The 26,741-nt window shown below is 38.6% G+C and carries 26 protein-coding genes; 2 read left to right on the forward strand and 24 right to left on the reverse strand.

The window, feature by feature from the left end; translation table 11 throughout:
* Positions 1-5: 5 nt before the first annotated feature.
* From FBR08_RS15530 to FBR08_RS15575, 10 genes are all read right to left on the reverse strand, one after another.
* Positions 6-1,718 (reverse strand): sensor histidine kinase, encoded by a 1,713-nt coding sequence (locus FBR08_RS15530; protein ID WP_158963726.1) that lies wholly within the window; start codon positions 1,716-1,718, stop codon positions 6-8.
* The gene (locus FBR08_RS15535) at positions 1,715-2,845 is read right to left on the reverse strand and encodes a sensor protein KdpD (RefSeq protein WP_158963728.1); all 1,131 of its coding nucleotides are present in this window, start codon (positions 2,843-2,845) and stop codon (positions 1,715-1,717) included. Before FBR08_RS15535 ends, FBR08_RS15530 begins: the two co-directional genes overlap by 4 nt.
* Positions 2,846-3,952 carry a porin gene (locus FBR08_RS15540; protein WP_233266139.1) on the reverse strand — a complete coding sequence of 369 codons (1,107 nt, stop codon included), beginning with the start codon at positions 3,950-3,952 and terminating at the stop codon, positions 2,846-2,848. It lies immediately after the preceding gene.
* A complete protein-coding gene (kdpC, locus tag FBR08_RS15545; RefSeq protein ID WP_158963730.1) occupies positions 3,939-4,499 on the reverse strand; it encodes a potassium-transporting ATPase subunit KdpC in 561 nt (186 codons plus the stop codon). The genes FBR08_RS15540 and kdpC overlap by 14 nt, the downstream gene beginning before the upstream one ends.
* 4 nt (positions 4,500-4,503) lie before the next feature.
* Positions 4,504-6,522: a potassium-transporting ATPase subunit KdpB gene (gene kdpB, locus FBR08_RS15550; RefSeq protein WP_158963732.1), complete on the reverse strand. Its 2,019-nt coding sequence runs from the start codon at positions 6,520-6,522 to the stop codon at positions 4,504-4,506.
* A 3-nt stretch (positions 6,523-6,525) separates the two neighbouring features.
* Positions 6,526-8,220, reverse strand: coding sequence for a potassium-transporting ATPase subunit KdpA (gene kdpA / locus FBR08_RS15555; protein ID WP_158963734.1), 1,695 nt, complete (start codon positions 8,218-8,220; stop codon positions 6,526-6,528).
* A gap of 99 nt (positions 8,221-8,319) precedes the next feature.
* Positions 8,320-8,397 carry a K(+)-transporting ATPase subunit F gene (gene kdpF, locus FBR08_RS17115; protein WP_158964335.1) on the reverse strand — a complete coding sequence of 26 codons (78 nt, stop codon included), beginning with the start codon at positions 8,395-8,397 and terminating at the stop codon, positions 8,320-8,322.
* Between the two features lie 448 nt (positions 8,398-8,845).
* Positions 8,846-9,487 (reverse strand): DUF3307 domain-containing protein, encoded by a 642-nt coding sequence (locus FBR08_RS15565; RefSeq protein WP_233266140.1) that lies wholly within the window; start codon positions 9,485-9,487, stop codon positions 8,846-8,848.
* A gap of 44 nt (positions 9,488-9,531) precedes the next feature.
* Positions 9,532-10,149 (reverse strand): SatD family protein, encoded by a 618-nt coding sequence (locus FBR08_RS15570; RefSeq protein ID WP_158963738.1) that lies wholly within the window; start codon positions 10,147-10,149, stop codon positions 9,532-9,534.
* Positions 10,150-10,367: 218 nt separating this feature from the next.
* Positions 10,368-11,717 (reverse strand): sigma-54-dependent transcriptional regulator, encoded by a 1,350-nt coding sequence (locus tag FBR08_RS15575; RefSeq protein WP_158963740.1) that lies wholly within the window; start codon positions 11,715-11,717, stop codon positions 10,368-10,370.
* 105 nt (positions 11,718-11,822) lie between these two features.
* Between FBR08_RS15575 and FBR08_RS15580 the strand changes: the two genes are divergently transcribed.
* Positions 11,823-12,314 (forward strand): GNAT family N-acetyltransferase, encoded by a 492-nt coding sequence (locus FBR08_RS15580; RefSeq protein WP_158963742.1) that lies wholly within the window; start codon positions 11,823-11,825, stop codon positions 12,312-12,314.
* A gap of 92 nt (positions 12,315-12,406) precedes the next feature.
* Here FBR08_RS15580 and FBR08_RS15585 read toward each other — a convergent pair whose 3' ends face one another.
* From FBR08_RS15585 to FBR08_RS15640, 12 genes are all read right to left on the reverse strand, one after another.
* Entirely contained in the window at positions 12,407-14,140 is a 1,734-nt protein-coding gene (locus tag FBR08_RS15585; RefSeq protein ID WP_158963744.1) for a 3-ketosteroid-delta-1-dehydrogenase, read from the reverse strand.
* Between the two features lie 261 nt (positions 14,141-14,401).
* Positions 14,402-15,388 (reverse strand): LLM class oxidoreductase, encoded by a 987-nt coding sequence (locus tag FBR08_RS15590; protein ID WP_158963746.1) that lies wholly within the window; start codon positions 15,386-15,388, stop codon positions 14,402-14,404.
* A 76-nt stretch (positions 15,389-15,464) separates the two neighbouring features.
* Positions 15,465-15,764: an ArsR/SmtB family transcription factor gene (locus FBR08_RS15595; protein WP_158963748.1), complete on the reverse strand. Its 300-nt coding sequence runs from the start codon at positions 15,762-15,764 to the stop codon at positions 15,465-15,467.
* Between the two features lie 669 nt (positions 15,765-16,433).
* Positions 16,434-16,775, reverse strand: a complete 342-nt coding sequence (locus FBR08_RS17120; protein WP_158963750.1) for a group II intron maturase-specific domain-containing protein — start codon at positions 16,773-16,775, stop codon at positions 16,434-16,436.
* 132 nt (positions 16,776-16,907) lie between these two features.
* Complete coding sequence (locus tag FBR08_RS17125) at positions 16,908-17,081, reverse strand: hypothetical protein (protein WP_158963752.1); 174 nt, start codon at positions 17,079-17,081, stop codon at positions 16,908-16,910.
* An 8-nt stretch (positions 17,082-17,089) separates the two neighbouring features.
* Entirely contained in the window at positions 17,090-17,347 is a 258-nt protein-coding gene (locus FBR08_RS15610; RefSeq protein ID WP_158963754.1) for a hypothetical protein, read from the reverse strand.
* Between the two features lie 556 nt (positions 17,348-17,903).
* On the reverse strand, positions 17,904-18,488 hold the full coding sequence (locus FBR08_RS15615; RefSeq protein ID WP_158963756.1) for a hypothetical protein: 585 nt from the start codon (positions 18,486-18,488) through the stop codon (positions 17,904-17,906).
* A gap of 28 nt (positions 18,489-18,516) precedes the next feature.
* Positions 18,517-19,212 carry a hypothetical protein gene (locus FBR08_RS15620; RefSeq protein WP_158963758.1) on the reverse strand — a complete coding sequence of 232 codons (696 nt, stop codon included), beginning with the start codon at positions 19,210-19,212 and terminating at the stop codon, positions 18,517-18,519.
* 915 nt (positions 19,213-20,127) lie between these two features.
* The gene (locus FBR08_RS15625; protein WP_158963760.1) at positions 20,128-20,973 is read right to left on the reverse strand and encodes a tyrosine-type recombinase/integrase; all 846 of its coding nucleotides are present in this window, start codon (positions 20,971-20,973) and stop codon (positions 20,128-20,130) included.
* Complete coding sequence (locus tag FBR08_RS15630; RefSeq protein WP_158963762.1) at positions 20,970-21,839, reverse strand: tyrosine-type recombinase/integrase; 870 nt, start codon at positions 21,837-21,839, stop codon at positions 20,970-20,972. Before FBR08_RS15630 ends, FBR08_RS15625 begins: the two co-directional genes overlap by 4 nt.
* Positions 21,840-22,004: 165 nt before the next feature.
* Positions 22,005-22,715 (reverse strand): LexA family transcriptional regulator, encoded by a 711-nt coding sequence (locus tag FBR08_RS15635; RefSeq protein ID WP_158963764.1) that lies wholly within the window; start codon positions 22,713-22,715, stop codon positions 22,005-22,007.
* Positions 22,675-23,343 carry a CHC2 zinc finger domain-containing protein gene (locus FBR08_RS15640; RefSeq protein WP_158963766.1) on the reverse strand — a complete coding sequence of 223 codons (669 nt, stop codon included), beginning with the start codon at positions 23,341-23,343 and terminating at the stop codon, positions 22,675-22,677. Before FBR08_RS15640 ends, FBR08_RS15635 begins: the two co-directional genes overlap by 41 nt.
* A gap of 156 nt (positions 23,344-23,499) precedes the next feature.
* Between FBR08_RS15640 and FBR08_RS15645 the strand changes: the two genes are divergently transcribed.
* Positions 23,500-23,868 (forward strand): helix-turn-helix domain-containing protein, encoded by a 369-nt coding sequence (locus FBR08_RS15645; RefSeq protein ID WP_158963768.1) that lies wholly within the window; start codon positions 23,500-23,502, stop codon positions 23,866-23,868.
* 237 nt (positions 23,869-24,105) lie between these two features.
* Here the strand turns inward: FBR08_RS15645 and FBR08_RS15650 are convergent, their stop codons facing one another.
* Together FBR08_RS15650 and FBR08_RS15655 are read right to left on the reverse strand one after the other, a co-directional pair.
* Positions 24,106-24,765, reverse strand: a complete 660-nt coding sequence (locus FBR08_RS15650; protein ID WP_158963770.1) for a fibroblast growth factor — start codon at positions 24,763-24,765, stop codon at positions 24,106-24,108.
* A 35-nt stretch (positions 24,766-24,800) separates the two neighbouring features.
* On the reverse strand, positions 24,801-26,699 hold the full coding sequence (locus tag FBR08_RS15655; RefSeq protein ID WP_158963772.1) for an RHS repeat domain-containing protein: 1,899 nt from the start codon (positions 26,697-26,699) through the stop codon (positions 24,801-24,803).
* Positions 26,700-26,741 lie beyond the last annotated feature (42 nt).

A 26,741-nucleotide genomic window follows, 5' to 3' on the forward strand; every position in this document is an offset into this window, starting at 1 on the left:
TCGCATTAAATCGTTTGTACGTTTAACACAAATTCACTTCCTACTCCATATTCACTATTCACGGCAATAGTTCCTTGCTGAGCCTCGATAAACTCTTTGCTGATTGAAAGTCCTAAGCCCGTTCCTTCCCGGTGTGTTCCTGGCACTCTAAAATAGCGATCAAAAACGCGGTTTAAGTATTCAGGAGGAATTCCTATTCCTTGATCCTTAACCTTAATGGTTGTTTGGTCCACCTCTTGTGTGACGCTAACCGCAACGACGGAGGATTCATGCGAATAGTTAATGGCGTTCGCGATTAAATTAGTCAATACCCACGTAGTCTTTTCAATATCTACACTAATAGCTTTCATCTCATCAGGCAATCTAACCTCGATTTGAATCTTTTTTTGTTCTGCTTGTATGTGATTTGCTTCTACGGCATATTGCACGATTTGCTGCACCTTGCACGGTTGTCTGTTCATTGTTATTTTGCCACTCTCTATTTGTGTCAAATTGAGTAATTCAGATGTAATCTTCAACAAGCGTCCCACATCTTCTTGAATGCTATCAACCAAGACGTTCTGTTCTTCGTTTAATGTTCCGATTCGACTGTTCTGCAGCAGTTGCAAACTCATTTTCATAGCCGATATAGGCGTTTTAAACTCATGGGAAACCGTAGCAATAAAACGCGTTTTTGCCGCATCTAATTCTTTAAACTCCGTGATGTTTTTCAGTATAATTACATGGCCAACTAATTCTTTAACAGCTTCTCCTGTTGGTGTAATCTCAATATGCAAAAATTGTTGGTCAAAGTAATTTTCTTTGTCATTGTGTATAATCTTAAAAGGTTCTTTCTCAGCTTGTGGCACTTTAATTTCCTTCAATAGCATGCGCATTAAGTCGTTGTAAATAGCAATATCTTTACTGCTTATTCCCACCATTTCTTCCTCTGAAAGCCCCAATACTTTACAAGCCTCCTCATTGACGAAAATAACCTGCATATTTTCATCCAATCCAATAACAACGTCCGACATGCTGTTAATCAATGCCTCAATTCGCTTTTTCTGTCGCATCAATTTGGCTAGATGACTGCTGTTGTACTCTTCTAACTTTTGAGCCATCGTATTGAAAGACTGTGCTAATTCACCAAATTCATCCTGTTTATCTAAAAACACCCGTTCTTTGTAATTACTACTGGCAATTTGTTTGATACTCGCCGTTAACTTCTGAATGGGGTCTGCAATATTTGAGGGTAAATTAATTAACAAGCCTAAAGCAATCACAAAACAAGCTACGCCAGCTATAGCAATCCATATTGTTGCTTGTACAGCCGTTTTATTTGCCAATTCACTCTTGAGCGCTATCGCCTGCATATTCATCTCCATTACTTCAATCAACCAAGTCCTAATTTGCAATAAATCAGTCTCACGTTGTCCGTTGCTCTTGTAGGATTCAAAGTAGTTACGCAAGGTAATGTTCATCTCCTTTTCCCCTACTTCTGTTGCATTGCCTTCTTGGTTCTTCAATTGTTCTTCAAACTGAATCAACTGTCTTTCGCCCTGCTGATCTAAAGCACGCAACATACTCTTCGCATACAAAAGCGAATTGTAGTTGTCGTGTAAAATATTGCGCGTGTCCAACTTGAGAAAGTGAATATACACCGCTCCTATTCCTCCTAAGAATACGATAAGTGTAAACAATAATCCCAGTCCTAAAGTCAGTTTTGTCTTAATTTTCATTTTGAAAAAATTATTATATCAATTGGTAAAGAAGTCAACTTTTTCAACAGTTGATTAAACACATTGGTTGCCAAAATAATCTGATACAAGCGCAAACGAGGCTTTCCAATACAAATCGTTGTAATTTGCCGTTGCTCAACTTGGATGAGAATAGCTTTAGCAATATTAGCATGCTCACTTTTAATGATTTCTGCTCCCAATTCTGTAGCTAATTTAAAATTATTAATCAAATGACGCTGTTTATCTAAAGCAATTTTATTAGGATGTTCTGGAGGTGTTTGCACATACAACACATACCACTTCGAATTGAGATAACTTGCCAATCGCGCTGTTTTTCGAATGACGTTTTTTGCATTCTTTTCATTAGAGCTAATACACGCCATAAAACGACTAGGTTTAACCGAAATAGACCTACTCACTTCAGTAGCTACCTTATTTTCTACGTAAGAAGCAACCTCTTTTAGAGCTAACTCCCTTAATTGCAATATATTGGATGAAGTAAAAAAGTTTTGCAGTGCCAAGGGAATTTTTTCATGGGGATAAATCTTTCCTCCTTTCAATCGTTCAATCAAATCATCCGCAGTTAGGTCGATATTCACCACCTCATCCGCTTCTTGAATGACTTTATCTGGCACGCGTTCGGTGACATCAATAGATGTAATTTCCTGAACAGCTTGATGTAGACTTTCAATATGCTGGATATTAAGGGCAGATATAACGTGAATACCTGCCTCTAATAACTCCATCACATCTTGCCAACGCTTGGCATTTTTACTTCCTGCAATGTTAGAATGCGCCAATTCATCAATAATTACAATGTCAGGATGATCTTGTAAAATAGCTTCTAAATCCAGTTCTTCTACTTTTTTTCCTTTGTAGAATACCTCTTTTCTCGGTATAAGGGGTAAACCTTCGAGCAGTGCATGGGTTTCCTTGCGGTTATGTGTTTCTATAAACCCCAGTTTGACATTGATTCCCTTCTGAAATAAATCTCGAGCTTCCATCAACATGCGATAGGTTTTGCCAACACCCGCACTCATTCCTATATATACCTTAAATTTACCCCGTTTAGAACGGTGGATAAGCGCTAAAAAATCCTCCGCACTTTGGCGCGTTTCTCTTTCCATTTACAATCGAATTGAAATACTACTTCCTATTGTGAATTGCCCTGAGGTTGCTCGCTCATTTCTCGTGAATATAGCATCCTTACTAGTCAATGATCGCGCTTCTACTCTCCACAGCACTCCGGTTGTAATTTCATAATCTACATTGAATGAATATCCCCAAGTCTGAAAGCCGTTTGGAGTCTCCGTTTGGATGATTACTCCCTCTTTATCGCGATAATATTCTAATCTAGCGGCGATTCTCCATGCGTTGTTTACTTTATATTGTCCCATGATTAACGGTGCACACCAGTTGCTGTAAGTCGTTCCATTTTTCTCTTTTTGTTGAACTCCAAAATCAAAGCCAAACAGCAAGTTCAAGTCTTCATTCAGTTGATAAGTCATATTAGCATGGTGAAAGTAGCGCATTTTACGGTTAACATCGGGTGAATCACTTCCTACAAAGGAACTGCTAGTAAATGCCCAAGCGCTATTTGGCGTATATGTTAATTGATGTCCAAGCGCCAAAGATGAATTGCCCTCTGGACGTTGAATACGCTGCCAGCCATTCATCAAATGCAAAGCCACCAGCCATTTTTTGTTGGGTGTTCCATAGGACAATTTTACTTCGGAGGAAAAATAAGGAGAGTTTTCTGCCATTATACTGCGTGTCATCGTCATAATATCTGCCCCAATATTGCTTTCAAAGCCGATATGTGAAGGCATAATTCCAGCATCCAACCACAATTCATGAGTAGGAGATAATTTAACCCCTACATTGGCCTCATATATATTTTTTAATCCATCGGCCTCATTTACGAGATTCGCTTGCACATAGGTACCTGCCATCAAAGCAAGGTTGGCACGGACCCGTTCCTGTTCATACTTCAACTTGACCATTCCAAAGTTTAGATTTACTTCATTGTGGCGATTGTAGGAATATAGAAATGGCGCTACTTGCCCCGATTCGGGCTGATTCAAATTATACAAATAGTACAACTCCCCATAAGCTGACACCTTAACTGCATCTGTCCATTGGCGTTCTTGTGCTTGAACGGTTGAAAAAGCAAGTGCGCCGCTAATAAGCGCACCTACTAAAAAAAAGCTCTCTTTCATATTATTGTAACGCATCTAATGCGAGGTTTAATTCGACTACATTTATTGTTTGAGGTCCTAATACGCCCAATAAGGGCTGTTGGATGTGTTCTAACACCAATTGTTCCAAGCGACTCACAGCTAGGCCTCTCTTTTTGGCAATGCGTTCGATTTGTACATAGGCAGCGGCCACCGAAATATGAGGGTCTAAACCACTACCACTTGCGGTTACTAAATCCACAGGGATCTCTTGCTTGTTTACTGTCGGATTCTTAGCTATAAAATCAGCTATGCGTTGTTGTACTTCAGCTAAATACTCTTGATTTGATGCGGCTTTGTTACTAGCTCCTGAACCTGCGGCATTGTAATCTACAGCCGAAGGGCGTGACCAAAAATACTGATCCGATGTAAAGGCTTGTCCAATATTGATATATTGTTTTCCCTTCTCACTGTCTACTGTAAATCCTTCGCCTGCATTTGGAGCTGCTTGTGCAATTCCCCACAAGACTAAGGGGTAAATTCCCCCTAGTAATACCAGTAAAGCTGTAGTTAATATAATCGATGGTAATAAATTATTTTTCATGTGTTTAAGAAATAAATAAGGAAACAAAAAGGTCAATTAATTTGATACCAATAAACGGAACAAGTACACCTCCTAGTCCATAAATCAACAAGTTCCTTCTCAACAAGGCACTTGCTCCGATTGGTTTATAGGCAACTCCTTTTAACGCTAAAGGAATCAGAAAAGGAATAATAATTGCATTGAAAATAACCGCAGAAAGGATGGCACTTTCAGGGCTGTGTAATTGCATAATATTCAATCCCTGCAAAGCGGGAATCGCCGTAATAAACAAAGCGGGGATAATGGCAAAGTACTTGGCTACGTCATTAGCGATACTAAAAGTAGTTAGTGTTCCGCGAGTCATTAATAACTGTTTTCCAATTTCGACTACTTCAATTAATTTGGTTGGATCATTGTCTAGATCCACCATATTTCCTGCTTCTTTTGCGGCTTGTGTTCCGCTGTTCATCGCTACTCCAACATTAGCTTGCGCTAAGGCAGGCGCGTCATTCGTACCATCGCCCATCATCGCTACTAATCGTCCTTCAACTTGTTCTTGTTTGATGTAATTCATCTTGTCTTCTGGTTTCGCCTCCGCAATAAAATCATCTACACCTGCCTTTGTAGCAATATACTGAGCAGTCATCGGGTTATCTCCCGTAACCATTACCGTTTTAATTCCCATTTTTCGCAATCGAGCAAATCGTTCTTGAATACCCGGTTTGATAATATCTTGCAATTCAATTACGCCAAGTATTTGTTCATTTTGTGCAACCACTAAAGGTGTTCCTCCGTTTTCAGCCACTTGTTTGACGCAATCCGCTACATTTTGAGGAAATGAATGTCCTGCCTGAATACAACTGTTTTTCATTGCATCAACAGCCCCTTTTCGGATGCGGACATCGCCATAATCAATTCCAGAGCTTCTTGTTTCTGCAGTAAAAGAAATAAAACGCGGATTGTCCACAACGTAATCGCAAGGATCCGCTTGCGCAAGTTCTAAAATTGATTTTCCTTCTGGAGTGTCATCACTAAGTGAACTCAATACTGCAGCTTTGATCAACGTTGAGGGGTCAACACCGTCTGCAGGATGAAAATGAGTTGCCTTGCGATTTCCAATGGTTATCGTTCCCGTTTTATCCAATAGCAATACATCTATATCTCCGGCTGTTTCTACTGCTTTACCGCTTTTCGTAATCACATTGGCTCGTAATGCGCGATCCATTCCCGCAATACCAATAGCAGATAGCAAACCGCCAATTGTCGTTGGAATCAAACACACATAGAGGGAAATCAACGCACCAATAGTAATCGATACATGGGCAAAATCAGCAAATGGCTTAAGCGTAATAACAACTAACGTAAACACCAAGGTAAAGCCAGCAAGTAAGATGGTCAAGGCAATTTCATTAGGCGATTTTTGTCTATTCGCACCTTCTACTAAGGCGATCATTTTATCTAAGAAACTATCCCCAGCTTGTGCCGTTACACGTACTTTAATGCGATCAGACAATACTTTCGTACCTCCGGTAACAGAACTCTTATCTCCACCTGCTTCGCGAATTACAGGAGCACTTTCTCCTGTAATAGCACTTTCATCAATCGTTGCTAATCCCTCAATAATTTCCCCATCTGCGGGGATAATATCTCCAGCAACACAACAGTAAATCATTCCCTTCTGTAAAACAGATGAAGAAACTTGTGTGCCATCTTCTAATGTAGCAGGGGTTTCCTCTCTAGTTTTTCGCAAACTATCCGCTTGTGCTTTCCCTCTAGCCTCTGCGATTGCCTCAGCAAAATTGGCAAACAACAAAGTGATCAACAGCAACAGAAAAATACTAAAGTTGTAACCAAAGCTCCCTTGACTTTGTGCTCCTGTTAAAATCCAGATACAAACGCCGAGCATAATAGTTGTACCAATTTCTACGGTAAACATAACCGGATTGTACACCAATGTTCGGGGATCTAATTTGATAAAAGCCTCTTTGAGGGCCTTTATCACTGCTTCTTTTTGAAAAAGCGCTTGACTATTTTGAGTTGCCATGTTTTATAAACGTGTTAAAGTAAAGTAATCTGCAATTGGACCTAGAGTTAATACCGGAAAGAAGGCTAAAGCTGCTACAAGTAAGATCACTGTTAACACAATGGTTCCAAAGGTTGCAGTATCAGTAGCCAAAGTACCAGCACTTTCGGGCACATAGTCCTTTTGCGCAAGGAATCCGGCCAAGGCCACTGGACCTATAATTGGCAAGAAACGCCCCAGGAGTAAGACAATACCTGTTGAAAAATTCCACCAAGATGTATTATCTCCTAGTCCCTCGAATCCGCTTCCATTATTCGCTGCGGCAGAAGTATATTCATAGAGTATTTCACTAAATCCGTGAAAAGAAGGATTGTTTAAAGTATCTGTTGTCATTTCAGGAAAAGCCACTCCTAGAGCTGTACTGCTGAGAATTAAAAGCGGATGAATAAGTGCTATAACCATGGCAATTTTCATTTCTTTAGCCTCTATTTTCTTTCCAAATAGCTCTGGTGTTCTTCCTACCATTAAGCCACTAATAAATACGGCTAGTACAATGAATACAAAGAAGTTGAGAATACCAACTCCAACTCCTCCATAAAAGGAATTGATCATCATGGCAAGCAATTGATTCATCCCTGATAACGGCATGGTACTATCGTGCATAGAATTGACCGACCCTGTTGAGATTACAGTTGTAACAATGCTCCAAAAACCAGAAGCGGCGGCACCAATTCTCACTTCTTTTCCTTCCATGGCTCCTGCGCTATTGTCAATCCCCATGGCTGCTATATTGGGATTTCCATTAGCCTCCATGATAATATTGGGAATTGCCAAACACAAGAAGCCTACGGTCATTACGCCAAACATCATCCAAGAAAATCGCTTGCGATTAATGTAAAAACCAAAGGCAAACACCATAGCCAACGGAATAATCAATTGAGCTATCATTTCTGTCATGTTACTTAGGTAAGTTGGATTCTCAAAAGGATGGGCAGAATTGGTTCCAAAAAAACCTCCTCCATTTGTTCCTAAGTGTTTAATTGCGATAAACGCTGCGGCAGGACCCCGAGACACTTCTACCTGTTGGCCTTCTAAAGTGGTCATGCTGTCCTTTCCTTCAAACGTCATAGGAGTACCTTGAAAAATCAAGATTACAGCTACCACCATACTAATAGGCAATAAGATACGCGTTAGTGATTTTACAAAATACACATAGAAGTTACCTAATAAGGTCGTTTTTTTCTGTTTAAATGCTTCAAATACAGCTACAGCAGCGGCCATTCCCGTTGCAGCACTAACAAATTGAAGAAACATCAACCCCAGTTGCGTGAGATAGGTTACTCCTGTTTCACCTGCATAGTGCTGTAAGTTGCAATTAACGAGAAAAGAAATGATGGTATTGAAGGCCAAATCAGGAGGCATACTCGGATTGTTGTCAGGGTTGAGTGGCAAAGATCCTTGTGTCAGCAATAGGACAAATCCCACGGCAAACCAAACAGCATTAATGGTTAACAAGGCAACTAAATGTTGCTTCCAGTTCATCCCTTCTTCTGGCCTAATTTTACTGCTTTTGTAAAACAGATTTTCTATTGGAGCCATGATACCATCTAGGCAGGTAGGTTGACCTGCATAAACCTTGGCAATATATTTTCCTAGAGGAATAGAAATTCCAATAGCCACTAAAAAAGTGACGATAATTCCGAATATTTCTGTGTTCATTTTTACTTAATTAATAATAAAATCTGATGGATAAGATAGATGATGCCGTAAATCATCGTAAAGACTAAAAGTGTTATACCAACTTCCTTGGCGTCTTTTTTAAAACTGTTCTGGTTTGAGTAAGACATAACACAAATAAGCAAATACAGCCAGGGCTATAATTAGTAATACAATCATAAGAGTCAAATATTATAGATTTTCAAAAAATTGAATGGCTTTATAAAACAGTACAAAGCATCCCACACCTAAAACGATACACGCTAATATGATCATGGGTTAAGAATTTAAATTTACTTGATACATTAATGCGCCTAGCGCTAAAATTGATTGGGGAGACCTCTGGTTGTTTCGCCTACTTGGGGAGATTGATTGTGTTTTCATGTTGATTTGTTTTGTTCAAGTATAAGCGAATGGTATACCAATTTCACACAAAACCAAACAATCACCTATAAATCAATGAATTAAACATAAAAAATGAATTATGCCAAAAAGAAACCCTATCGTTTTGATAGGGTTTTACTAGGGCAAGCCTATCAATACGATACACTACAACACAAAAAAGGAGTAAAAAAAAGCGGATGTCCCCTAAAGGTCATCCGCATCGTATACAATATAACGTTACTATTTAAAGCGAAACAACAAAATTATACAATAAGGCAATACCAATGCCTAATCCAAAGCTAAGCAACGTTCCTATCAAGATATACTCCGTTAATTTTAAATCCTTATTTGCCTTTAAATCACCAAATCTAAAAATAGATTTAGCGGCTAATAAAAATCCTATACCTTCCCAACGCTGAAGTACAACAAAGAAGAAGATAAACAAACGCTCTAATATTCCGATGTATTTACCCGCATTATTTAACCCGTTATTGGGTATTGTAAATGCAAACTGTTCTATTATTTTTTTTATGACAATGGGAGAAACGAAAATCAAGAGAATCCATGCGCTATACAAAACCAAGGCGTTTTTGCCTAACAAAAGAGGCCAATCAATGGTATAGGGATAATAGGCATATACAAATCCTGCGATACATACAGCATGCAGTATTTGGTCCCATACTAAAGTCCAAATTGGATTTATCTTTTTAGCTAAGTATCCTTTCGTGCATGCATCTATGACGCCATGAGAGGCTGTTAGTAGGAGTATGCCGCAGATAAACTTGCGTTCCAATGCTGTAACCGCAAACAAGAGCAACAAGTGAATGCCTATGTGTTTCACAAATGCGACAGACTTTATCCCTTTTTCATGGATATCCTTTGCCATCTTATCTGTTTGAAAGACAAAATCACCGAGTAAGTGAGCGAATACTATTTTTGAGAGGAAGAGAAACATTGTTTTACTTTATTAGCATATAATTTTAATACATCATTTATTTCATCATAAGCAGCTCTTTTCAACGCTTTATTTACAGTGGTACTATCTTTATTCATCAACACCGCAATTTCTTTTTGCAACATATTCTTATTGCTCAATACATAAAACATTGCTTCAGCCGTTGCAGGTTTCCATTGATCTGCAATAAAGCTAACCAATCGCAAGATGGGATAAAAATAATCATCAAAATCCTTGTCATTTGTTTTCATGTGTAGCGTTTTATCTCTTAACTCTTCAAAAGCTTCTCCCGATAAAATAAAAGCCGCCCCATAAGACTGTGTTACTTTGGCTGAAGTATATGCTTGTTCACCGATACCGATACTCATTCTCACATCAATATTACTGCTGTGTTTTACCAATGCCTTAATACTTAAGGCAAGTTCCAACACCGTATCGACTGCTGTTTCGATCTGAAAACTATCTCCTCTGTAGATTTCCCATTTAGAGGTATCCTTTATTTTGTCTTCTAAAAAGGACTTCAACTGAGGTTGCCACGCCTCTGGACTAACGCTTCTTGAATTGACTATATCTCCTGTTATAACTGCTATCATAATCTTGTATCTATATCTATCTACACAAATATACAAAAAAAATGGCCTAAAAAGGCCAATTTATGCAAATTGGCTTAAAAAGGCCAATTTCGAACAATTGGCCTTTTTAAGCCAATTATATTTTAATCTTCCCTGCGTACACATTGGGCGATTTCGCTCGTTTGATTAAGTTCAAAAGCAAAGGATATACCAAAAACTATGATTTGAACCCACTTGTGTTAATTGATATTGTATTCTGCCATTTTGCGGTATAAGGTTGTTAGTGCAACCCCCAATAATTCTGCTGTTTTGGTTTTATTTCCTTTAGTATAGTGCAAGACGCGCTGAATATGTCGTTTTTCTACAGATGCTAAATCGAAAGCCGTTTCGCCTTCTCGTTCGGGACGATATTGCTGCTGCACTTCGTACGGCAAATCGCTCAGTTGTATAACAGTATGCATACACAAAATGGTGGCGCGTTCCATAGCATTGCGCAATTCTCTAATATTACCTGGCCAAGCATAATGCTGTAGTGCTTCCATTGCCTCTTTGCTAATGGATTGGACTTTGCTTCCTTGTTCTGTGGCAAATTGCACTCTAAATCGCTCTGCTAATAAAGGAATATCCTCCATTCGCTCCTTTAAAGCGGGCAAGGGAATCTCAAATACCGAAAGGCGATAATATAAATCTTCTCTAAAGAGACCTGCTTTGATGGTGGTATCAAAATCTCGATTTGTAGCTGCTATGATGCGCACATCAACCTTGGTTGGTTTGGTTTCTCCGATCTTCAGGAATTCTCCTACTTCCAATACGCGAAGTAATTTCGCCTGCAATTCCATGGGCATTTCCCCAATCTCATCCAAAAATAAAGTGCCTTGATGGGCCTCTTCAAATAATCCCTTTTGATCTTTGATTGCATTGGTGAAAGATCCTGCTTTATGTCCAAACAATTCACTCTCTAACAGATCCTTGCTAAAAGCAGAACAATTAATCGCTACAAAATTTTGTTTTCCTCTCGTACTAGCACGGTGAATGGCCTGAGCAAATACTTCTTTACCCGTTCCTGTTTCGCCTGTCAACAAGACTGTTGCCTGTGTGGGTGCTACGCGTTTCGCCAAGTGAATAGCCGCCAATAAAGGCGAGGATTGTCCAATGACTTGATCAAAACCATCAACTTGTGTTGTTATATCGAGCTGATGCTGTACCAAACTGCGATTAATTTGGACACGCTCTAAGGCGCGATACAACAAAGGCAATATTTTGTTGTTGTCATCTCCTTTAGTAATATAGTCAAAAGCGCCATTTTTAATCGCTTGTACCCCATCGGGAATATTGCCATAAGCGGTAAGTAAAATCACCTCCACAGTAGGATGCGCTAGCTTAATCTGCTCCACAAAGGCCACTCCATTCCCATCGGGTAATTTCACATCACACAAAACAACATCAATGGGAAACTGGGCTAACTTCTTGGTTGCCACCTTTAGATTTTCAGCTTGATGTACTTCAAAACCTTCTAACTCAATAATACGAGATAAAAGCTTGCGCAATTTCTCTTCATCATCAACGATAAGGACCTTAGACTGTATCATACTACCACCTATTTTAATGCTGTTAAAGGTATAAAACAATCCTCAACTACAAGCCAAACATTGTCAACAACGTCTTATCTTTGTTTAAACTTTAAAATTCAAACGATGGAGTCTATTCAACTCGTTCAATATACAGCTGATGATTTTGCTGTTTTTTATTCTTTAGTTCAGCAAGACAGTGTCATGCGTTATGTATCTGGCCAAGGGCTAACAGAAGAAGAAGCACGCAAAAAATTCAATTCAATCCTGGAGATAAATGCGCAAAATCCAGCACTCGGTACGTTCAAAATATACGACGCTACAGGCACGTATTTAGGTGATGGCAAAATGGAGTGGAACAAACGCGACAGCTCCCTCTTAGAAATTGGCTATATCCTCGAAGAGAAACACTGGGGCAAAGGCTATGGTACGCAAATTTGTACTGCCTTACTAGCTCTTGCTGAGCAAACACATCCCACCACTTCGATTATCGGATTGATTTACCCTGAGAATATTGCATCCAAAAAATTACTGGAGAAATTTGGTTTCAAAAGCTATTTCGTTGGTGTGGAAGACAATATGCCTACGGAGAAGTTAATTTTAGAAAAAGGAAAATAGGTTATTCACAGCTAGGCGATAATCAAATAGAAAAAAGCCAATCCCTTATCCGGATTGGCTTTTTGTAGGTTCATTTTTTCGAGATCCCCTTCTTACTTTAGATCCTCTATTCCAATTGTTTGTGTTGTATTTTGTTGTATGCTTGCGGCGTGTTTAGCGGCAATATAGCCAAATACCATTCCTTGCCCGATGGTTGCTCCTGCCCCTGGATACACTTGTCCAAAAACGTTAGCTGCCGTATTTCCAATGGCGTAAAGTCCTTCCATCTTTTGTTGATTTTCGCGCAGTACTACACCATTTTCATCCGTCATGAGTCCACCACAAGTTCCCAAATCAGAAAGCACCACTTTTACCGCATATAAATTTCCCTTCAAGGGACGTAAGCACGGGTTAGGCTTCACTGTTGGATCACCATAGTATTGGTCATAAGCACTTTCACCTTTATGAAAGTCCTCATCCCTTCCCTTTTGTGCCAGAGTATTAAAACGCTGGTAGGTTTCAATAAATATTTTTTCAGATATCCCCATTTGTTTGGCTAGATCTTGTGCGTTACGAGCTTTAAACGCAATTTTAGCTTCATACCATTCTCTTGGTATATTCATCATTGGAAATACAGCACCCGCTAAAAGATATTGATTTCTATATTTTTGATCAAAAATAAGCCACATGTCACCTACGGCTTGTTGTTCCCGTTCTAGCTTGAGTAAAGTCTGTCCAAACGTCATATAATCCGTTGCTTCATTAATGAATCGTTTTCCCTTTGCATTAATCATAAAACTCCCGGGGAGAGAACGCTCTGCCAACAATACTTGAGGATCCCCTCCTTTCTTCAGTGGTGCTACAGCAGGAAACCACCAAGATTCTTTCATATTGTCAAGCACTCCCCCTAACTGTTCCGCCATTGTAATAGCATCTCCTGTATTCCCTTCTGCTCCAAAACTCAAATTAGCAACCAAATGAGGAGATTGATAGTGTTGGCGCATCGGCATATTGTGATCAAAACCTCCAGCAGCTAAAACTACACCTCTTTTAGTATGAATCGTTACATCCTTGTCCTTTTGCCTCACTACAGCCCCTGTTATGCGTGTTCCATCATAGAGAAGAGCAATCAAACTTGCCTGAGTATACACGGGAATACCAGCGCGGATGACTCCATCAAACATCCCCGCAGCAATAGCCTGCCCGCCTGCTACTAGTTTTTTTCCAATCAAAAGTCCTCCAACACCTTGAAACAATCGCTTCAATATAATTGGAAAAGCTTTTAAGGGCTTTTTCAACATTAGATTCATCCATTTGTAATCATATCCCGTAACGGGCATGGGTAAAGGCGCTTCCATTTTTCCATATCGGAAACGTTTTTTTTCGACTCCCAAGCGGTTTAAATTAAAAGGTTTGGATTCACAGGTTCTCCCCCTAGCTGATCCTCCTGGGGTTTCAGGGTGATAATCGGAATATCCTTTTGCCCAAAAGAACTTCAGTGCTGTTTGGCGATATAACATTGCAATGGTAGCGTTCCCTTCTTGCAAGAAGGCTTGCCATCGCGCCCTTGGGTATTCTTTTTTAACTAAGGCGTTTAAGTATTTTTCTCCCTCTTCTAGTTGATCTTTGGATCCATCCTCTTGGAGTACTTGATTCCCAGGAATCCAAAATGCTCCTCCTGAAAGTGCCGTAGAACCACCTACATAAGGTGTTTTTTCAACCACAAGAGTTGATAAACCAAACTCGTGTGCAGCAAGAGCTGCCGTTAAACCTGTTCCAGATCCTACAACGAGTAAATCTACAGTCTGATCCTCTAGTATAGGGCCTACTACTTTTGTTTTCTTCATGTTTTTTCTGTTAAATGATAAGGTTAATGCGTTTACTTTGTGCAAGGTGATGTGAATGGAGATTTTCTCTTGCGGCAGTTGGATTAAGGAACATCAAACCTCAATGAAGGTTTAGGGTTATGCTACGGAAATCGTTGTCTAAAATTAACGCACTTCAACACCCCCATGTACCAGTAGCATCCAAATTATTTCCTTGCTACAATTAATCCATTACGCACTAATATACAACATAAAGCTTAGATTTCCAAAAAGTTAGCCCAATCACCCCTGTATGAGTGTTGTTTTATTTTTAAAATAAGGCAATACCTCTTTGGCTAATTCATCTAGTGTTTCCCCTATATCTCTCTTGCTAAATTGAATCCCTAAAGCGGCGTGATTTACTCCTATTTCCTCCCATTTTTGTAACAATTCAATCAAGCCATAGCGTCCTGTTTTTAGGATAAAACCACCGCGCAAAGGCGTTCTTGGAAAATAAGGATCTTCGTCTAATTCGATCCATTCATTTGTCATCTGGGGCTTAAATACCCCCTCAGGCACCAAATTTCGAAACGCTTGTATTTTTTGTTGCAACACTAGTGTATCCTCATTTGTTGTTGTAGGTCCAGGATAGGTAATCCATCCATCGGCATGTGCTGCAATCCAATCTAGCGATTGTTGGCTGGCACCCGTCACTAACATGGGTATACCGCGATGTAGCGGTTTGGGTACAACATCCAAATCCTGCATTTTGGTTAACGCAGAACTCATTTTCGGTGTATCGATGCGATGCAGGGTTTGAATATCTTGAAAAACCTCGCGAAATAACGTTGCTCTTTGCTCAAACGACTTTCCAAATGCAGGAAATTCAGCATAGCGATCCCCTGATCCTACTCCTAAGAGCAAGCGCCCTCCTGATAATTGATCGATGGATGCCGTTGTTTTCGCTAAAGCGATGGGATGCTGTAACGGCAGTACGATACTCGCAGTTCCCAAAGCAACCTGATGTGTTTGCCCAGCAATATAGGCTAAATACGTCAGAGGGTCATAAACTTGTCCTACATCTCTAAAGTTAGGATCATACACCGGAATGTCCCGCACCCATAAAGCATCAAAACCACTGCTGTCAATTTGTTTGATGTACTTGAGGTGTTGATGAAATACCGTCATCGATTGATTATAGACCTGCAAGGGTAAGAAAATACCCAAGGACAATTTTCCTGGTTGGAATACTCGATTAAAAATCGAGTGGTTATGAAATTCATTTTTCATATTTTTAAATATTTAGATATCGGGAATTATAGATATATTGGATCATGAAAAGTAACGGACTGTGCCGTTGAGGGATTTATAAGGTGTTTTGAATATAACGAGCCAACTCGGCTATCTTCTCTTCATTGCGTTTATAATAGGTCCATTGACCATTGCGAACAGACACGAGCAATCCAATAGCCACCATCGAAGTGAGATAGGCAGATGTAGTAGATTGAGACAAACCTACCTTTTTTTGAATTACGCTCATGCAAACGCCAAATTCATGAACCTCTGGTTCAATGTCTTCCAACTCAAAAAAATCATGCGGTGTTTTGAGCCATTTCAGTATTTGAATTCTATGCTCATTGGATAGCGCCTTAAATAAGTCTGTCATTTCTATATATCGAGAATTTACGATACAAAGAAAGCAAAAATAACAATACAGTATAGAAAAAGTATTGATTTTTTCTTTTCCAGAATTCTTACTCAATCCTAAGTTGTATTTTTTGTGTTTTTGTTTCTCTGCTCTTTAGCAACTCTTCCGATTTAAAGAACCATTGGCTATTCAAGAAATTTCGAAAAACTGATACTCTTTTTGATTGTTGTGTAGTTGTACAATTCCTCCATACATCTACAGTACGGATGCGACTAACTCCCAGTATATCCATCCGTCACTCACTAACAGTAATCACCCTGAGGTAACGAAGGGTCGCATCTCGCGCTCACACAATACTGTAGAGTAACTTGGTTAGGAGGATTAGAAAAATTAACCGATTAAGATAGGTCGCATCCGTCACTCACACTATACTATAGTACATATTGATACCTACATCCAAAATTTCAAAACTAAACAAGCGTTTGCTAAATAACGCTCAAGCTATTTTTAAAGAAAAACCCGCTAATCAAAAGCGGGTTTTTGTTTTTTATTTATACCCACGGACTGCACCCGAGGTTTTTGCTGAAGAGAACGAAGTTAAGGTCAAGTAGGCAAAAGTATTTCAACTCAAGCCTCTCACAGAACCGTACGTGAAACTCTCGTTTCATACGGCTCTTGTCATACAAATCATATCATTTTAAAAAGTTGCCAATGATAAAACAGTGTTGGATAGCAGATTCTGATAGCTTTTAACCAACGATGTGCTTTACTATAACTTCCTTTCATTGATTTAAACTTTTTCCTTACCCATTTTGCCAATCGGTTTTCTAAATTCCTAAATAATCGTTGTAACGTCCAAACTTTAAAATACCCATAATAACGCGCTATCCCTATTGTTTGAGGACGTAGTTTGGTAGCTATATCTTGTATAGTTATACTACTACGTCTATGAAACTTTAAGGCTGACCAATTTTGTATAATCCTTGTTTGTGACTTTTGACTAATTTCACAATCGAAACCCAAAAACATTCTACCTCCTTTAGTGGCTTTCGACCTTGGTTTGAACGTAAACCCTAGAAAATCAAATTTCTTAGGATAATCCTTTTGCCTTGCTCGATTATAAGCCTGACAATATACGATTTGTGTCTTTTGTTCATTTAGCTACAATCTACATTCTTTTAACCTGTTTCTTATAGCATGGAGGACTTCTATACTTTGAGATTCACTGTGACAATGTACAATGATATCATCGGCGTATCTCTCAAATCTTAGATGGGGATAGTTTTTCTCGAACCATGCATCAAAAGCATAATGCAAAAACAGATTAGCTAACAACGCACTTATTACTCCTCCTTATGGAATTCCTCGTCCGTTTTTGTCAAGCAAAGTTCCTCTTTGACCGGTTGAGCAAAGTAACTCCCTGAGCTCATTCTATTCCAAATTTTGTAAAGGTTACTTAATAAATCTTCTTGAAATTCTCTCAAGTTTTCTTCATCAACTCCTACACTGCCTTGGTTTGAGTTTACTTTTCGGTACGCTTCCTTTACCATCTTTTTGGTTATTGGAATTGGTTTTGATTCTGTTGTAAATAAATTAATCATCCTTAAATTTTGTTTAAGTTGTTAAAATATCAACAACTGTATGACTGTTGCCCTTCGCTCTACTCTCATTACAAAAGCTTCTTCACTACAACAACAACATCCGCCATCCTTGGGAACTTTGATAATGTAAGCCTTGTAGGTATTGCCTACTTGGCGGTTCTCTTGACATTTCACAAGGACTTCCTGAGTTCCTTATATGAGCCTGAATAAGAGTCATGCCTTCTCTATTGCGTTTGCCCTATAGCCTGTAAACAAGTGTCAGCTATAGTTATCACCCGTTCGCGGAAAAACAGGATTTTGACAAAATGTTCCGATATCTCACAACTTCTTCAAAGGTTCACTTGCGTTCATCTCTCTTATTCGCACCTGACTATTCTTGATAGCCTTTTCCTCTTGCCGTTCAATACCTTTCTATTACTTTCAAAGCACCGAGAGGTGGTGTGCAACCCTCGCTTGTACAACCATTGCGATAGACCTACTATCATCTCATATAAAGCATTGAACAACGTTTCTAACTTTTGTCCATTCACAGCACACTCCGCGCGATCGGGTGAAATCAATTTTCTTTACTTTTTAAAACATTTTTTCTCATCATCTCTGCTTGTAATACAGCATTAAAAGAATAGTCCTCAGAAAATATTTTATACACTTCTAATGCTTTTGGAGAATCAAGATATAAAAATTTACTTCCTTTAAATTCATAAAAACAAATAAACCCCTCTCCTTCTAAGTAATAACTATCTAATGTTACATCATAATCACTTTCCAAAAAATGATAGATTTGATACTCTACTTCATTAATTATATATTTCTTTTTTTCTATCAATTCTACTTCATTATGGAAACTCTTAGTTACACTACTATCTCTTAGTATTTTTACATTTTTTTCAAACGAATACAATAATTTTCGCCTCTTATTTTCCACTACATAAATTCCTTTTGCATCTAAAGCAAATTTAAATTTTTCACGAATTCCATTATCTCTTTTATATATTGATAATGAATCCCCTTCTAACAAAGCCTTGTATACTACATGCTTGTCTTTTATTGTATTTTTATTCCAAATATCCGCTGTAAAGTAATTATATTCAGTTACTACAACATTATCTTGTTTACATGAAAAAAAAGAAAAAATACACATCCTAAAAAAAAAAGTCTCATAGTTAAAATTATTTATAACTTCCTGCGAAATTCCACATCATTTTTTTCAATTGATTGCCACTATATTGCTTACCTGAACTCCACTTAGAATTCGCTGATTCAATACCTTTAAATCCTTTTGTATTAAACAATAAACTTGAAGCATCTGAACCAAATTGAGCTTGTGCATGACCTGCATGTTTAAGAGCATTTTTATAATGATTTAATATATGTGGATCAATGTTACTTTTATTAAAACTATAATCATCCAAATAATCTTTAGTACTATGATCACCATGCAAAAAAGTTTCATGAAAAATAGTTACAGTTCTGCCTATAATAGCTTTTACCATATCATTTTTATTACTAAGATTTCTAGTATCATAAGAATTACCATCAGATGAATCAACAATTGGATTACTATTAATAGTAAATAGAATTTCAGCTCTACTTTCTTGTATAGAACTAGAAGTATTCCCTCCAACATCTCTACCTAAATCTTTCGATTCAAAAACTATATCTATCCCTTTGCTATGATATTTCCCATCCTTATTAAAAGTATGTTCTCCAACAACATCTCCTTTTTTTGCATAATCACTTAAAAAGGCTTTTCCCTCTTCCGTTGATGCAAAAGTATTTAATGCTTGATTATTTACGAAGTTTTCTTTAATTGAATTACCTACAATTATCCCTTCTCCTATCATCCCCGTAGGATCCGTAAACATAATCGGATTATTAAACGTATACGCATAAGGGTTCCAACTTGGCATCTTCTCCGCCAACGGGTCCACACTCAACCACATCTACTCCTTCTTTTGCTCGCGCGAACTCAACCTTGGATTTACAAAACCAACTGTCCATATAAAAATAAGGTTTATTTCAATTGAAAAAAAAATAACTCACTTTTTTATAGCGGTTTGGCAGCGCAGCGAACAAACCGATGTAAAAAATGAGTCAACAACCGAAGGGCGTTAGCTTTTTAGACAAATTTTCTTAGATGATCCGAAGGAAAAACAGCCTTGAGCTAATGGCTGGACAAAAGGGAGTAGCGATAGCGGAGCCCTTGATGGCCAAAGCCGGCTGGAGAGAGGCAACGAACGACAGCCTGCGAGCCCCCTGCGAGTGGAGCAAGGGTGGAAGACCTAAAGCAGGCAGCGCAGTGGACTGCGAGGGCTTGCATATATACAAGAACAGCCCTGGCGGGATTTTTGATCTTTTGATAAATCGTGACAGGGCTGGGCGCAGGATACAAGGCATTCCTTAGTGTTAGCCAAAGCGAAGCGGAGGCAACTACAACTAAGCGCCGTAGCCCACAGCGACCCGCAGGCGAGCCAAATTATGCCCGGCGGTGGACGTGTTGCTGCTTTGTTTTATGGAGCGCAGCGCAAAAAAAACAAAGAGGCATAAACGGACAAAATAGCCGGGCGTGAGAAGGACGAAGCGAGCTGCAAGAGGAAGGACAACCTGCGTAGCGAAGCGGAGCACCCGTAGGGCTTCAAGGCTCTTTTTTTGCTCCTATTTTTATTTTTCAATTGAAAAAAAAGGGCCTTGAAGGGTTGGCCGACGCTTGCCGAGCTAGGACGACGAACTCCGCTTTTCCTGCTCTTCTTTCTTGGATAAATTTTTATTCTAAGAATACTTTACTGCAAGGGATGGTATTTGTTGACTGATGCTTGTAATTGTTCTAGTTCGCTTTGTTTGTAGGCTTGTGTACTGCTGCTGTGTTTGTGTCCGGAAAAGGCTTGAACCAAACGCAAGTTCCCGCCTGATTTTAGCAGCAAGGCTATTGCACTTTGACGGATTTTGATCGGTTGGATCCGATCGGCTTTACTCCTGCCTTCATTGAGTAATCGACTGATCCCCTGCCCTTGCAAGGTTTTGCCGTATTTGGAGATAATAAAGTGTGATGTTTTGGGCTTAAATTGCATTCGTTCAGATAAATAGCGAAGCAGTAACGCGATTTGAGTAGCTTGTAAAGGCAGGGTTCTTCCGTGGGTTTTACTGGTTTTAGCAATATAGATCTCTGCCTTGTCTAAGTCGATGTTCTCAAGACTTAACGCGCTGATTTCCTGTACTTGTAAGGCTTGGTTAATCAGCAAGCTAAGGATGACTTTATTGCGGGTTTCCAGGCGTTTGTCCTTGCATTGGTAGTTAGCCTGTAAAGCGTCTAATTCGGATTTGGTATACAGCTTTTCTGTAGCAATAGCACGGTTGACCGGATCTTTAAGGGTGAGTTTAACGCAAGGGTGATCTTCACGCTGACCGATATATTGCAGGTAACGGTAGTAGATCTTGATGGCAAAAAGGTGATTGCGAAGGGTTTTGGGATGGACGCCGCCCTTGCGAAGATAAGCGATGTACTGCAGGATTGATGCTAATTCAGCGGTTGCTGCTTGTCCGTTTTGATAGTCGGTATAGCGTTTAATCAAGTGGTGGATCCCCTTGGTTTTATAGTGGGTTTCAAGGTATTGAGCTAATGTCATCATTGTTCATCTTGGAGGGTTTTGAGTTGGCTTGAGTGAATATGGGTGTAGATTTCGGTAGTTTCTAATTGTTCATGTCCTAAAAACTCCCGCACTTGCTCCAGCTCCATCCCACTGGCTAAAAGATGGGTAGCGATGGAGTGACGAAGGCTGTGGATACTGATCTTCTCTAGCCTTTCGACAGGAATAGCAATGGCTTTAAGCAAGCGTTTAAGCAGTTGATTATACGTCCATGCTTGCATGCGCCTGCCTTTAGTATTGACAACCAAAGCCTGTACAGCAGCGGGTTCTTCAGCTAGATAAGCGACAAAATCAACTTGCATTTGCTGGGTAAAGGGGATGATGCGCCTTTTGTTGTTTTTACCCTTGGGAACTAAAAGTAAGTTTTCCTTCAGATACAGATCTTCTTTGTTCACCGCCACCAGTTCCGATACGCGAAGCCCACAGCCATATCCCAAGTGCAGGATGACGCTTTCTTTAATCGTTGCTTCTTTATAAAGTTGTTTGATTTCCCTTTGCGTTAAGATCTCGCGTACAAAATCGGTTTCCTCTTTGATGCTGGGCAGTTCCAGTTGAAGGGGACTGCTGATCTTTTTAAACTCAAATAAAAAAAGATAAAACAGTTCGATCGAGCGAATGTGGTGCAAGATACTACTGCTCTTGAGTTTACCACGACCTTTGATCTTATTGGGACGCTCTTGTAAATAAGTGTAATACGCTTTTACATCGCTTTGGGTTACCTCCATAAAATCCTTTTGGATAAAACCGATAAAATGACAGACATTCCAATAGCGGTTTCTCGAGGTTTCTTCTTGATATCCCTTGATCACCAAGTAATCGTAATATTGTTTGAGGGTAGTTGCTATCATAGGAACTAGGGGTATGACCGTTTTGCTTACTCTTCCTTTTCGTTTTTTGGGTCGCTAGACTAAGCACTACTGATTTACAACACGTTAAAAACTTTTTATTGACTTCTAGTGACCCACTAGCGAACCATTAGTGACCCAACAGTGGTTCATATTGTCGTTTGATCATCATACTTGCTTTAAATTTTCAATTTGATTCAAAAGATAATCCTTAATCTCCATTCGCAACTTCTGATGATTGTCCCAATAACAGATTTTATACTTGATCCCTTTGTTGGCATAACCTCCTGTTTGCTTGAGGTATTCTAGTTCTAAAAGACTGTTAATGTACCGCTGCACTTGGGTCTTGGACAGCCCGAACTCTTGGCGGATTTCACGCTGTAAAAAATCTTGGTTTTCATTCTTAACGTGCTTCTTCAACCGTTCAAAAAACTGTCTCAAACTTCCATCGAGTTCATCGACTTTTAAGACGATACTTTCAAACAAGATTTCGGTAGCTTGCTCTATATCTTCAATCTCAGTGAGTAACTGATTGTCTTTGGTTAACTTTCTATTATACTGATTTAAAAAAGTAACTTGTTTAATAACCGCTTGGTACATCTCGTTTAACCGTCTAATCTTATGCACTTTTTCGGGTAATTGTAACTTGGTTGCATACGGATTAATCACTTCGTAAACCTTTAGATTACGTACAATTTGCTGGATAAACCCAATTGCTTTCTGACTTTGGTCGGCGTTGATCTCGCCTGCATTTCTGCGATTCTGATAGTCGATGATCCGCTGGGTTTGCGCATTGCTCTCATCTACTGCAATCAAAAAACTCCGACTCATATTGTCTTCATAGGTTTCTACTTTGGTAGTAATGCTTATTGTTTGCATCGCTGATGCTACTTCTAAAATACAAACTCACAATAGCATTTTCCTTGTTTTTCAGGGCAAAGACGATACACCACTTGCCAAAAATTCCATACGCTTTCTCTCCTGTTCGACTCACCTGCCCTTTGTCTAGCAGTAATCCTCTTTCCACACACTGCGCAATCAGCTGCTCATCACGCCTTGTCCCATGGTGGAACTGCCCCGCATTGTAACCCACTTCGATTTTCTTGTAATCTAAGCCCCGTTGTTGTAAGTAATCTTTGGCTGATTTGGAGTTGTGAACCGCATTTTTAAAATATTGGTACATACCGCCCAAAAAGTTTGTACTAGGTAATACCCTACTTTGTTCTTCTGTTTGAACTCCTAGTATTTCTTTGGCTTTAGCAATAGCTTCGGATTTGCTGCTGTTCTCCTGGTGCATCACAAAATCAATCACATCCATACTCTTCCCATGGGTTTTGCAGTTAGAACTAAAGCAATAAGCTGTTTGCGTTTTGTAGTACACCTGCATGCTCGGGCTTTTATCCTCGTGAAAAGGACAGCACAACCGACTGTGCTTGTCGGGCTTCAACCCGTAGTAATGCAACACAGCTGCCATGGTCAGCTGTTGTTTGATCTCGCTTATTTCCATAACTTACAGTAGTTTAAAATATTTGTTGCTAATTTCACCACTACAAACCTAAAAATAAGTTTACAAATAAGCAACTTAAAAGTTTATATATTTTCCATATATTGTAATTAGTTTGTTTATTTTCTATTTTTACACTTTAAACTCTATTTTTACACTATGGATTTAGCAGACAATATTAAAGTAATCAGAGAAAAACAAGGGCTTTTACAAAAAGAAGTGGCCTTGCATATTGGCGTAGATAAATCTACATATAGTAAAATTGAAAAAGGATCGCGTGATGTAACTGTCGCAGAACTGCAAAAGCTTTCCAAGCTCTTTAATTTATCTACTGATGAAATTTTAAATTACGATGAAAATATCCTGCCTAAAGAAGTAGTAATTGAAGATAAAACCACTGCGGAACAAATTCAACTGATCCAACAATTAGAAGAAGAGGATAAGCAAACCATCTTTAAAATTATTGATAAAATGCTTACCAACAAGAAGTTTAAAGACTTCTTCAATAAAAATATAGCTACTCTCTAATTTTTTTAACTAAAATTTAACTATGCGCCATATGTGATACATTTGTTACTTTTATGGTACTTAATAAAAAGAGTAAAACCACAAAAATTACAAGCTATTTTATAAACAAAACCCGCTAATCTTTCGACTAGCGGGTTTTTCTTCTTTTTTAATTGATGCGCACGGATTGTACCCGAGGTTTTAGCCGAATCGAACGAAGTCAAATCCGCGCGATTGTTTTTTTTTGTATATCAAAAACTACAACATTTTTATATTATAATATTTTATCATATTAAAATCTCCTGATTTCAATGCTTTATAAAAACTTTCTTTATCTTCAAAAAGTTTTTCAATTTCATAAGGATCATGTATCATTCCATAAACAGCTCCATTTTGATCCATTGAAAGGTAATTTCCATCTCCTAAATCTTTAATTACATAAAATTCCCCCTCATCAACATTTATCTTAAACGTAATATCGATATCTAATTGACGTAGAACATCGTTATCAACATTACCCATTATTTTTTTTAAATGATCTTTATCTATATTAACATAAGGTACTTCTCTTAAATATTCAACATTTATGTTTTCTAAATCAAACAAAACTTCTTTAAAATCTCCTTCTATTCTGTAACCTATCAAAATACCATCATATAAATCAAGCGCCATTACATTATAACTTTGATCAAGTAAATTACAAATTTTTATACCTATAAGTTGATAATTAATCTCTTTCTTTATATACAATTTAGAAAGCTCTAAATCGACAATCATACGCTTCCATCCATGTCCCAAAAGTTCATTTGGTACAATATCTAATATGAATTTTGGAGTAATTTGATTATTCAAAAACGAATATTTTAAAGGTAGTTTTTTGACTACAGCCTTTAATAATTCAAATTCCCAACTTTGCATATTATTTTTTCTCTTTTTTTTAAATATATTAAACATTAGTATCCAAAAGTATTTCCATTTTTAATTTCTTGTTTTATCTCTTTAGGTAAGAATCTAAACCTATATGAATCATGTATTGAATGCTGTATTGAATTAAGCGGCTGTAAATTCAATCTATTATTTTTCAACCAATTAGGAGCCCAAGTAGCTCTCTGAGGAATAAAACGATGATGGAGTTCTTCATAAACCTTAAATACATTACCATTAGACATCCTTATTGGTTGATATATCGGCTTTGTTCGTGTTGCCCAATATGTCGCCTTATACTGAGAAAACGTTTTACCTTCCCAATGAATTGACTTCGGGGTTCTACTCTGACTAGGAGTTCCTGCAGACCCCATATCACCTCCAAAATTATTAATCTTATCTAACCACAATGAATGTGCTGCATATGCTGTCCAATCCTTAGAACCATCCGACCTTGTAGAAGCATCCATAGCTTGACTATGTGTATTCATAACTTGAGTACCTCCTCCTATATCTGAAATAGCTTGAGTTAAACTATTTGATTGTCCTGTCTGATTTGGAGTTCCTTCATCTTCTAAATATCCTTGAAATTCTGGAGAACCTACACTAACCTTTGCTTTAGGCGCACTAGAAAAAAAAGATTTAAATGAACTCCACGCTCTCGAAAACCAACTATCTTTTTCTCCTGTTCCTTCCGCACTCATCCCCGTAGGATCCACCAAATTAATCGGGTTATTGTGTACATAATGGTACGGATTCCATCCTGGGAACTGTTCCGCCAACGGATCCACATTCATCCATCGACCAATCGCAGCATCATAGTTCCTTGCTCCGTAATCATACAAGTTCAATCCCAGCTCCTCTTGATTTTCTTTTCCATTATACTGATACTTATAATTCGCACCTATGGTATTATTCTTCTCATTATACCCTTGATGCGCTAATCCAAAGGGATAGTAATTCGTTTCTTCAATGATCTCACCAATGTCTATCTTGTCGTTTTTATTCGAATCAGAATAACTTAGGCGAACATTACCAAGGTGATCGCGGTATTGATACACATAGTTTTGTGTTTCTGCATTGAAATATCCTTCTGCGGTCGGGAAGAAACTCAATACTCCATCTACGTATTGGAAACCATCTACATAGTCCGTTACCACGACGCTACTGCCTTGGGTGACTTTCTTCTGCACTTTTTCTCCTGTGGCTGTATAAAGATAAGTAATTTTTCCGGCTGCAAAAACAACTTCGGTTGGTAAATTCAAATGGTTGTACTTCATCGAAGTAATTCCCTTGTTGCGGTCTACTTTTAGGTTACCAAAACTATCGTAATCATAGTGTTTAGCAGCTGTACTCCCCTGTTTGAATCCATCGGTATTGTTAGAGGCATCCTCTACTTTTTGTAGGATATTTCCATCATAACTATAAGTCAGCTGATCTAAATCCAAGGCAATAGCGGTATTTACACTGCGTCCTTTGCGGTTTAAGGAGGTAATATTTCCATTGACATCGTAGTTCATGCGCTCATCATACAAACCTATAAGGGGCGTAGTTCCCTCTGGTTCTTGATAAATTCCAGCTTTTAGACGACTTAACTTATCATATCCATAACTATAGCGACGCAATACATTGTCTTGTGCTGTTTTCCAGCTTTGTTCAACGATGTTTCCATTATACAGCTTCTTGACTTCACCTATCCCTTCACTATCCAAGGTATTGTAGTTTAGCTTCATCGCAAACAGAGCTTTCTTGCCAAAATCACCCGCTTCTAAATTACCCGTACTATTTACTTGGGTTAGCCAACCTCTAATATTGTATCTATAGTTGATCTCTTGTAAAAAGGAAGAACGAATAGTACTACTAAAATCTTTTATAACAGGTAAATCAATTGAGGCAGCAGGTCTAATTACGGGATCTGTTACTAGCATTGTACGCTCTCGACCACCTATCCGCTTTTGTTTGACACCCCT

The organism is Myroides fluvii (assembly GCF_009792295.1).
GTDB lineage: Bacteria > Bacteroidota > Bacteroidia > Flavobacteriales > Flavobacteriaceae > Flavobacterium > Flavobacterium fluvii_A.